This window comes from Streptomyces colwelliae (assembly GCF_048158785.1).
GTDB lineage: Bacteria > Actinomycetota > Actinomycetes > Streptomycetales > Streptomycetaceae > Streptomyces.
The window spans coordinates 1-9498 of the sequence record NZ_JBLTJC010000386.1 but is presented as its reverse complement, the minus strand read 5'-3'; the positions used below and the strand labels follow the sequence as shown (position 1 = coordinate 9498).

At 69.2% G+C, this 9498-nt stretch carries 10 protein-coding genes; 2 read left to right on the top strand and 8 right to left on the bottom strand.

What is annotated here, in order from left to right; genetic code table 11:
* Positions 1-135: 135 nt before the first annotated feature.
* From ACNFOC_RS44890 to clpS, 7 genes are all read right to left on the bottom strand, one after another.
* Entirely contained in the window at positions 136-1086 is a 951-nt protein-coding gene (locus tag ACNFOC_RS44890; protein ID WP_329250623.1) for a PLP-dependent cysteine synthase family protein, read from the bottom strand.
* 16 nt (positions 1087-1102) lie between these two features.
* A complete protein-coding gene (locus tag ACNFOC_RS44885; protein WP_416964773.1) occupies positions 1103-1381 on the bottom strand; it encodes a MoaD/ThiS family protein in 279 nt (92 codons plus the stop codon).
* A gap of 103 nt (positions 1382-1484) precedes the next feature.
* Positions 1485-1580, bottom strand: a complete 96-nt coding sequence (locus ACNFOC_RS44880; RefSeq protein WP_019056721.1) for a putative leader peptide — start codon at positions 1578-1580, stop codon at positions 1485-1487.
* A gap of 90 nt (positions 1581-1670) precedes the next feature.
* Positions 1671-2099 carry a M67 family metallopeptidase gene (locus tag ACNFOC_RS44875; protein WP_416964772.1) on the bottom strand — a complete coding sequence of 143 codons (429 nt, stop codon included), beginning with the start codon at positions 2097-2099 and terminating at the stop codon, positions 1671-1673.
* A 130-nt stretch (positions 2100-2229) separates the two neighbouring features.
* Positions 2230-3654 (bottom strand): amino acid permease, encoded by a 1425-nt coding sequence (locus ACNFOC_RS44870; protein WP_416964771.1) that lies wholly within the window; start codon positions 3652-3654, stop codon positions 2230-2232.
* A gap of 323 nt (positions 3655-3977) precedes the next feature.
* Positions 3978-4583, bottom strand: a complete 606-nt coding sequence (locus tag ACNFOC_RS44865; RefSeq protein ID WP_406125946.1) for a DUF2017 domain-containing protein — start codon at positions 4581-4583, stop codon at positions 3978-3980.
* Positions 4584-4595: 12 nt separating this feature from the next.
* A complete protein-coding gene (gene clpS, locus ACNFOC_RS44860; RefSeq protein WP_416964770.1) occupies positions 4596-4913 on the bottom strand; it encodes an ATP-dependent Clp protease adapter ClpS in 318 nt (105 codons plus the stop codon).
* An 80-nt stretch (positions 4914-4993) separates the two neighbouring features.
* Here clpS and ACNFOC_RS44855 point away from each other — a divergent pair, with 80 nt between their 5' ends.
* Together ACNFOC_RS44855 and ACNFOC_RS44850 are read left to right on the top strand one after the other, a co-directional pair.
* The gene (locus ACNFOC_RS44855; RefSeq protein ID WP_416964769.1) at positions 4994-6340 is read left to right on the top strand and encodes a nicotinate phosphoribosyltransferase; all 1347 of its coding nucleotides are present in this window, start codon (positions 4994-4996) and stop codon (positions 6338-6340) included.
* A gap of 106 nt (positions 6341-6446) precedes the next feature.
* Positions 6447-7031: a nicotinamidase gene (locus ACNFOC_RS44850; protein WP_416964768.1), complete on the top strand. Its 585-nt coding sequence runs from the start codon at positions 6447-6449 to the stop codon at positions 7029-7031.
* 80 nt (positions 7032-7111) lie between these two features.
* Here the strand turns inward: ACNFOC_RS44850 and ACNFOC_RS44845 are convergent, their stop codons facing one another.
* Positions 7112-9310: an MMPL family transporter gene (locus ACNFOC_RS44845; protein ID WP_416964767.1), complete on the bottom strand. Its 2199-nt coding sequence runs from the start codon at positions 9308-9310 to the stop codon at positions 7112-7114.
* Between the last annotated feature and the right edge of the window lie 188 nt (positions 9311-9498).

Here is a 9498-nt window from a genome sequence, read left to right as displayed (position 1 = left end):
GGGGTGGTGGACCCGGTCCTGTGGGATCAGGTCCGTCACCTCACCGGCTAACGGTTGTTCTTTGACTGCGGGCGGGTGGGGGCTGGTCGCGCAGTTCCCCGCGCCCCTGACCTAGCTGCCCTCAGCCCCTTTTCATCATGCCCAGAGTTGGCCCTGGAGCGTTTTGATCGCTTCCTCTGTCGTTGCCGCCGTGTACACGCCCGTCGACAGGTACTTCCAGCCGCCGTCCGCCACCACGAAGGCGATGTCCGCGGTCTCCCCCGCCGCTACGGCCTTCTTGCCCACGCCGATCGCCGCGTGGAGGGCCGCGCCCGTGGAGACGCCGGCGAAGATGCCCTCCTGTTGGAGGAGTTCGCGGGTTCGGGTGACCGCGTCGGCCGAGCCGACCGAGAAGCGGGTCGTCAGGACGGACGCGTCGTAGAGCTCGGGGACGAAGCCCTCGTCGAGGTTGCGGAGGCCGTAGACGAGGTCGTCGTAGCGCGGCTCGGCGGCGACGATCTTCACGTCCGGCTTGTGTTCGCGGAGGTAGCGGCCTACGCCCATCAGCGTGCCCGTGGTGCCGAGGCCCGCCACGAAGTGGGTGATCGACGGGAGGTCGGTGAGGATCTCCGGGCCGGTCGTGGCGTAGTGGGCGCCCGCGTTGTCGGGGTTGCCGTACTGGTAGAGCATGACCCAGTCCGGGTGTTCGGCGGAGAGCTCCTTCGCCACGCGGACTGCCGTGTTGGAGCCGCCCGCCGCGGGGCTGGGGATGATCTCCGCGCCCCACATGTTGAGCAGGTCGCGGCGTTCCTGGGAGGTGTTCTCGGGCATCACGCAGACCATGCGGTAGCCCTTGAGCTTCGCGGCCATCGCGAGCGAGATGCCGGTGTTGCCGGAGGTCGGCTCCAGGATGGTGCAGCCGGGTGTGAGGCGGCCGTCCTTCTCCGCCTGTTCGATCATGTGCAGGGCCGGGCGGTCCTTGACCGAGCCGGTCGGGTTGCGGTCCTCCAGCTTGGCCCAGATGCGGACGTCGGTGGACGGCGAGAGCCGCGGCAGGCGCACCAGAGGGGTGTTGCCCACCGCGGCCAGCGGGGAGTCGTAACGCATCAGCGGTCAGCGGGCCTTAGCGCATGCCGCCGGCGACGGCCGGCAGGATCGTGACGTTGTCGCCGTCCGACAGCTTGGTGTTGATGCCGTCGAGGAAGCGAACGTCCTCGTCGTTCAGGTACACGTTGACGAAGCGGCGCAGTTCGCCGCCGTCCACGATGCGGGCCTGGATGCCCGCGTGCCGGGTCTCGAGGTCGGCGAAGAGCGCGGCGAGGTTCTCACCGGCAGCCTCGACGGCCTTCTCGCCGCCGGTGTACGTGCGGAGGATGGTGGGGATGCGGACCTCGATGGCCATGGCAAGGGGCTCCTGTCGGAAGCGGAAGGGGTCTGGTCTCGGTGGGCGCGCGGCACGATCATGGGCGCGCCGGGGCGCACGGCCTACGGCGACTGCGCGAGGGTCAACAGATGGCGCTGCTGAGCCTGCACAGGTCGACGTGCAGCCGCGCCACGAGCAGCGTGCCCGGCGCCTTGTCGCTCACGTCGAGAAGAACCATGGGCTCATCGTATCGATTCCCTGTCCGGTCCTCGGTAGGGGATCTCACACTTCGGACGGATTTCATCCGGAGTACGAGATCAGGACCGGATCAGTACGACTCCACCACCTTGACCTCCTCCTCCGTGACCTCGCCTTCCAGGATCTGGTACGAGCGGAACTGGAAGGGGCCGGCCTCGTCGGAGTCGGCGGTGGAGACGAGGACGTAGTGGGCGCCGGGTTCGTTGGCGTAGGAGATGTCGGTGCGGGAGGGGTAGGCCTCGGTCGCGGTGTGGGAGTGGTAGATGATCACCGGCTCCTCGTCGCGGTCGTCCATCTCGCGGTAGAGCTTGAACAGGTCCTGCGAGTCGAACTCGTAGAACGTGGGTGAGCGGGCCGCGTTCAGCATCGGGATGAAGCGCTCGGGGCGGCCCTCACCCTCCGGGCCCGCGACGACTCCGCACGCCTCGTCGGGGTGGTCCGCGCGCGCGTGGGCGACGATCTGGTCGAAGAGGGCCTGGGTGATGGTCAGGGTCGGCATGGTCGTCAGGATAAGCAGGAAATCAAAAGGGGCCGCGCGCAGCGCGTCAGGCAGGGTGGTGGTGGGCGACGGGTGGGACGTCCTGTACCGAGTGGTGGTACAGGACGGCCCACATGGTGAAAGCGCGTGACTAGCCGACCTTCTCGAACTCCAGGTCGCGGCGCTCGGTGACCTGCGGGTTGCGGTACTTGAGGACGAACCAGCCGGCGCCCAGGGCCAGGGTCCAGCCGGCCATGACGTAGAGGCAGACGCGGGAGTCGGGGTCGTAGCCGATGAGGCCGGTGACGAAGAGCAGGAACGCGATGGCCACGTAGGAGAACTTCGCGCCGCCGGGGGCCGGGAAGGACGAGGCCGGGAGGCGGCCCGCGTCGACCGCGCGGCGGTAGAGGACGTGACTGATCAGGATCATCAACCACGTCCAGATGCCGGCGGCGGTGGCGACCGAGGTGACGTAGCCGAACGCCTTCTCCGGGACTACGTAGTTGAGGACCACGCCGATGCCCATGAAGGCCACCGAGATCGTGATGCCGGTCGCCGGGGTCTTCGAGGCGGAGAGCTTGCTGAAGACCTTCGGGGCCTCGCCGTTGTCCGCGAGGGTGCGGAGCATGCGGCCGGTGGAGTACATGCCCGAGTTGCAGGAGGAGAGGGCTGCCGTGAGGACGACGAAGTTGACGATTCCGGCGCCCGCCGGGATGCCGATCTTCGCGAACGCCTCGACGAACGGGCTGACGCCCGGGGCGAATTCGGTCCACTTGACGACGCAGAGGATGACCGTGAGGGCGCCTACATAGAAGAGGGCGATGCGCCACGGGAGGGTGTTGATCGCCTTGGGGAGGGTCTTCTCCGGGTTCTCGGACTCGCCCGCGGTGACGCCGACCAGCTCGACCGCGAGGTAGGCGAACATGACGCCCTGGAGGGTCATCAGGGACGAGCCGATGCCCTTGGGGAAGAAGCCGTCGAACTGCCAGAGGTTGGCGACGGAGGCGGTGTCACCGGCGCTGCTGAAGCCGAAGGTGAGCACGCCCAGGCCGATCACGATCATGCCGATGAGGGCGGTGACCTTGACCATCGAGAACCAGAACTCGATCTCACCGAAGAGCTTCACCGAGATCAGGTTGGCCACGAAGAGGATCACCAGGAAGGCGAGCGCGGTCACCCACTGGGAGACGGCCGGGAACCAGTAGTTGACGTAGATGGCGGCGGCCGTGAGTTCGGCCATGCCGGTGACCACCCACATCAGCCAGTACGTCCAGGCGGTGAAGTAGCCGAAGAACGGGCCGAGGAACTCGCGGGAGTACTCCGCGAAGGAGCCCGACACCGGGCGGTACAGGAGCAGTTCGCCCAGTGCCCGCATGATGAAGAAGATGATCACGCCCGCGAGGGCGTACATGAAGATGAGGCTGGGGCCGGCCTTGGCGATGTTCGCCCCGGCTCCCAGGAACAGTCCGACGCCGACGGCGCCGCCGATCGCGATCATCTGGACCTGACGGCTGCCGAGCCCGCGCTCGTACCCCTCCTCGGGGGTCTTGTCCGTCCCGACCTGAGCGGAGGTCATGTGTGGTGCGCCTTTCTCCGAATCCCCCCATGGACTGGAGCTGCCCGGCCGAGGTCCGTCGGCCGCATGGCGAACCCGGCGGGACATGGGTGGCGTCCGCCGGGCGGTCGTGAAGATTTATCACGGTCGCAATCTTGATCGACGGGGGCGTTTGTGGCGTACACCACAGGAAGAAGCGGACAAAAAGGAGCGACGGCCAGCATTCCTGGCCGTCGCGGTGACGTGATCGTTATTCGGATTTGAGCGTCCTCTGAGCGAACTCCGATCGAACTCGGATCGAACTCGGATCGAACTCCGAGGGGCCGGGACGGCGGCTGTCGCGGTCAGCGCATCAGGGTGTTGACCAGGGTCTCCTGGAGGCCGCCCAGCCAGAGGTACGCCATCACCATCGGCTTGCGCGGGTCCTCGTCCGGGAGCCGGTAGAGGTCGTCGGTGTCGTCCTCGTCGGCGATGTCGAGGCGTGAACCGATCGCCAGGCGCAGGTCGTTGAGCGAGCCGAGCCACTGCCGGGACTCCTCGGCGGTGAGCTTGAGGATCGCGCCGCCGTCGCCGCCGGGGGTCAGCGAGTCCAGGGTGCGGACCACCGCGAGGGCGTTCTCGCGCTTGCCGGCCCGGAGGTCGTTCTCGGTGAAGCGGCGGAACTCGGCGGAGTGCGCCATCCGTTCCTCCGCGTCCTGCGGGGAGTCGGGGGCCTGCTCCGGGTCGGTGTAGGCGTCCGGGAACAGGCGCCGGAGCACCGGGTCGGCGGGCGGCTCGCTCGGGCCCTCGGCGAAGAGTTCCGCGAGGGGGTCGTCGGAGGCGTCCTCACCCGGTCCTGGGCCGATCAGCTCCAGGAGCTGCACGGCCAGCGAGCGGATGATCGAGATCTCGACGTCGTCGAGGGCGACGGCGGCGCCGCCGTCGCGGAGCGGTTCGAAATGTCCTGGCATCGGGATGGGTCGCTACTTCCGGTCCTGCTGGAGGGTGGCCCACAGACCGTAGCCGTGCATCGCCTGCACGTCGCGTTCCATCTCCTCGCGGCTTCCGCTGGAGACGACCGCGCGGCCCTTGTGGTGGACGTCGAGCATGAGCTTGTGGGCCTTGTCCTTGGAGTAGCCGAAGTACGCCTGGAAGACATACGCGACGTAGCTCATGAGGTTGACCGGGTCGTTGTGCACGATCGTGACCCAGGGGACGTCCGGCTCGGGTACGGCGAAGACCTCCTCCGCCGACTCGGTGCGTTCGATCTCCAGGGGTGCGGGTGACGTCACACGGCCCATGCTGCCACCAGAAGGGGGCCTCCGCACAAATGGACCCCACAAATCGTCAGAGTGACGAGATGGGAGTACGATCCCTTGCCATGAACACAGCGGACCTTGGGCTGCCGGTGGACGTTCCCTCGACGGCGCTCTTCACCGACCACTACGAGCTGACGATGCTGCAGGCCGCCCTCAAAGCGGGGACGGCCGACCGGCGTTCGGTCTTCGAGGTCTTCACCCGGAGGCTGCCCGAGGGGCGGCGCTACGGCGTCGTCGCGGGCACCGGGCGCGTCCTGGACGCGGTGGAGAACTTCCGGTTCGACGCGGACGTCCTCGGCTTCCTGCGCGAGCGGAACGTCGTCAACGAGGAGACCCTGGAGTGGCTCGCCGCCTACCGCTTCAGCGGTGACGTCTGGGGCTACCCGGAGGGCGAGGTGTACTTCCCGGGCTCGCCGATCATGCGCGTCGAGGGCTCGTTCGCCGAGTGCGTGCTCCTGGAGACGGTGGTCCTCTCCATCCTCAACCACGACTCCGCGATCGCGGCCGCCGCCTCCCGCATGGCCTCCGCCGCAGGTGACCGCCCGCTGATCGAGATGGGCGCCCGCCGCACCCACGAGCTGGCCGCCGTCGCCGCCTCCCGCGCCGCCTACGTCGGCGGCTTCGCCACCACCTCCGACCTCGCGGCCGGTTTCCGCTACGGCATCCCGACCGTCGGCACCTCCGCGCACGCCTTCACCCTGCTCCACGACAACGAACGCGACGCGTTCCAGGCCCAGGTGGACTCGCTGGGCCGCAACACCACGCTGCTCGTCGACACGTACGACGTGACCGAGGCCGTCCGTACGGCAGTTGAGGTCGCCGGGCCCGAACTGGGCGCCGTCCGCATCGACTCGGGCGACCTGCTGCTCGTCGCGCACCGGGTGCGGCAGCAGCTGGACGAGCTGGGCGCCGTCGACACGAAGATCGTCGTGACCTCCGACCTGGACGAGTACGCCATCGCCTCGCTGGCGGCGGCGCCGGTGGACGCGTACGGCGTCGGCACCCAGCTGGTGACCGGCTCCGGGCACCCGACCTGCTCGATGGTCTACAAGCTGGTCGCGCGCGCCGAGTCCGCCGACCCGAAGGCGCCGCTGGTGCCGGTCGCGAAGAAGTCCAGCGGCGGCAAGACGTCGATCGGCGGGCGCAAGTGGGCGGCACGGCGGCTGGACGGCGACGGGATCGCGGAGGCCGAGGTGATCGGCACCGGGCCCGTCCCCGCCGAACTGGCCGACCGGCAGCTGCTCGTCGAGCTGGTCAAGGGCGGCGAGGTCGTCGCGCGCGAACCGCTGGACGTCGTACGGGACCGGCACGCTGTCGTGCGGGCCAACCTGCCGTTGTCGGCGACCCAGTTGTCGCGCGGGGAGGCTGTTCTTCCGACGGAGTACGTACATCTGCGGTCGGGTAGTTAAGACAGGCCCAACAGGTAAGACAGGTCCGAAAAACCGGGGTGCGCCCTCCCGTAGTGCCGCCGGAGTCTCTAGGCTCGAAGTTCACCCACCGTCGAAGGACACCACCATGCGCCGCGCCTTGATCGTCGTTGACGTGCAGAACGACTTCTGCGAGGGAGGCAGTCTCGCGGTGTCCGGTGGCGCGGATGTGGCCGCCGCCGTCACCGAGTTGATCGGGCAGGCGCCCGCCGGGTATCGCCATGTAGTGGCCACCCGTGACCACCACATCGCGCCCGGCGGCCACTTCGCCGACAACCCGGATTACGCGCACTCCTGGCCCGCGCACTGTGTCGCGGGCACGGAGGGCGTCGGGTTCCATCCGAACTTCGCGCCCGCGGTCGCCTCCGGGGCGATTGACGCCGTATTCGACAAGGGGGCGTACGCGGCGGCGTACAGCGGGTTCGAGGGGCGGGACGAGAACGGGGTGTCGCTCGGGGACTGGTTGCGGGCGCGGGAGATCGACGAGGTGGATGTCGTCGGGATCGCGACGGACCACTGCGTGAAGGCGACGGCGTTGGATGCGGTGAGGGAAGGTTTTCGTACGCAGGTGCTGCTGGACCTGACGGCTGGGGTGGCGAAGGAGTCCACCGACCGAGCGCTTGAGGAACTGCGCTCGGCTGGGGTGGAGTTGACGGGGAAGCCGGTCGTCTGAGCGGCCCGTTGGATCAGTGGTTTGTTTTCTGCGGATCGGTGGGGGCTGGTCGCGCCCACGCGGCGGAGCCGCATATCGATTCAGCCCCGCGCCCCTGAAGGGGCGCTCCCGCTCGCCGGGTGTTGTCTGCTGAGGGTCTCGCCCTCGATGTCCACATTCGGGAGGAGGCGGTCCAGCCAGCCCGGTAGCCAGGAGACGCGGTCGCCCATGATGGCGAGGACGGCCGGTACGAAGGCCATGCGGACGATGAAGGCGTCGAAGAGGACGGCGATCGCGAGGCCGAAGCCGATCATCTTGATCATGGAGTCGCCGGCCGTGATGAAGCCCGCGAAGACCGAGATCATGATGAGGGCGGCGGCCGTCACGACCCGGGCGCTGTAGCGGAACCCGGTCGCGATCGAGGCGTGGGCCTCGCTGCCGTGGACGTAGGCCTCGCGGATGCGGGAGACTAGGAAGACCTCGTAGTCCATGGCCAGGCCGAACACGATGCCCACCAGGAAGATCGGCATCAGGCTCATGATCGGGCCGGTGGTCTCCACGCCCAACAGGCTCGCGCCCCAGCCCCATTGGAAGACCGCGACCACGCAGCCGAGGGCGGCCAGCACCGAGAGCAGGAAGCCGACGGCCGCCTTGATCGGGATCACTATCGAGCGGAACACCAGCAGGAGGAGCAGGACCGCCAGGCCTACGACCACGATCAGGTACGGGACCAGGGCGCCGCTGACCTTCTGGGCCACGTCGATGTTGAGGGCGGTGGTGCCGGTGACCTCGAAGGTCGCGCCGGGGGCCGCCGTCTCTATCGCGGGGCGGTCGTCGCGGATGGTGTGGACGAGGTCGACGGTCTTCTGGCTGGTGGGCGCCTCGGCGGGTACGGCGGTGAACAGGGCGGTGTTTCCGGTGGAGTTGAAGCGGACCGGGGTCACCGACACCACGCCCGGTACTGCCGCGATCCGACGCTCGACCGTGGCCGCCGCGGCCTTGGGGTGGGCGGAGTCGGTGAGATCGACCACGACGGTCAGTGGGCCGTTGAAGCCGGGCCCGAACGCCGTGGCGAGGTCGTCGTAGGCGCGGCGTTCGGTGGTCGCGGTGGACTTGGCCTCGTCGCCGGACTGGCCCAGTTGCAGCCCGATCACGGGGAGCGCGAGGACCACCAGGCCGACGACCGTGCCGAGCAGGACCGGCCAGGGGTGGCGCAGCACGAAGCCCGCCCAGCGGCTGCCCATGTTGCCGGCCACGCCCTGGATGCGGCGGCCGGTCGTCTTGTAGCGGCGGGAGAGGACGGCGCGCGGCCAGAAGCCGAGCAGGGCGGGCACGAGGGTCAGCGCGATGAGGACGGCGATGACGACCGCGCCGGCCGCGCACAGGCCCATCTTGGTGAGGAGGGGGATGCCGACGACGGAGAGCCCGGCGAGTGCGATGACGACGGTGAGTCCGGCGAAGACGACCGCCGAACCGGCCGTACCCACGGCCAGGCCCGCCGCCTCCTCGGTGGTGTGGCCGTTGGCGCGTTCCTCGCGGTAGCGGAAGACGACGAACACCGCATAGTCGATCCCGCAGGCCAGGCCCAGCATCGTGGCGAGGGTGCCGGTCGTGTCCGAGAGGCCGAAGGTGGCGGCCAGCGCGGTGATCGCGGTCATGGAGATGCCGACGCCGAGGATCGCGGTCAGCAGCGGGAGTCCGGCGGCGGCGAGCGATCCGAAGGTGATCAGCAGCACTACGGCGGCGATGGCGACGCCGAGGATCTCGCCCACTCCGCCCGCCGAGGGCTCGGCGGCGAGTGCGGTGCCGCCGATCTCGACGGTGAGGCCCGCGTCACGGGCCTGCTGTGCGGCGTCGCTCAGGTTGTTCTTGGCGGTGTCGGTGAGGTCGCTGGCCTGCACCGTGTACGTGATCGTCGAGTACGCGGTCGTCGCGTCCTCGCTGACCGCGCCCGCCTGGAACGGGTTGACCGCACTCGCGACCTGCGGTCCGCCGGAGACCTCGTCGACGAGCCGGACGACGGCCGCCCGGTCCGTGCCGGTGGTGATCTTCTGCCCATCGGGGGCGACGAACACCACACGGGCCACGGCGCCGTCCGCCTGCGCTCCGGGGAAGCGCTGCTGGATCAGGTCGAAGGCGCGCTGAGACTCGACGCCCGGGGTGGAGAAGGTGGTGGCGGGCGCGTCGGCCGCCCTGGCGGAGGCGAAGCCGAGACCCGCGAGGATCACGACCCAGACAACGGTCACATACCAGCGCCGGCGAAAGGCCAGACGCCCCAGGCGATAGAGGACGGTAGCCACGTACGGGCCTCCGCTGCGGTCTAGGCTGCCCCGAGCCATCTCAGGATGAGGGCGATCGGCCTGGTCCGCCTGTCGGGGGGCGGTGCGGTGTCTCGTTGACCGCGGGCCGGTGGGGGCTGGTCGCGCAGTTCCCCGCGCCCCTTAAAGGCAGCCCCTACGGGGCGTGCGGGCCGCTCGGGGCGGTAGCC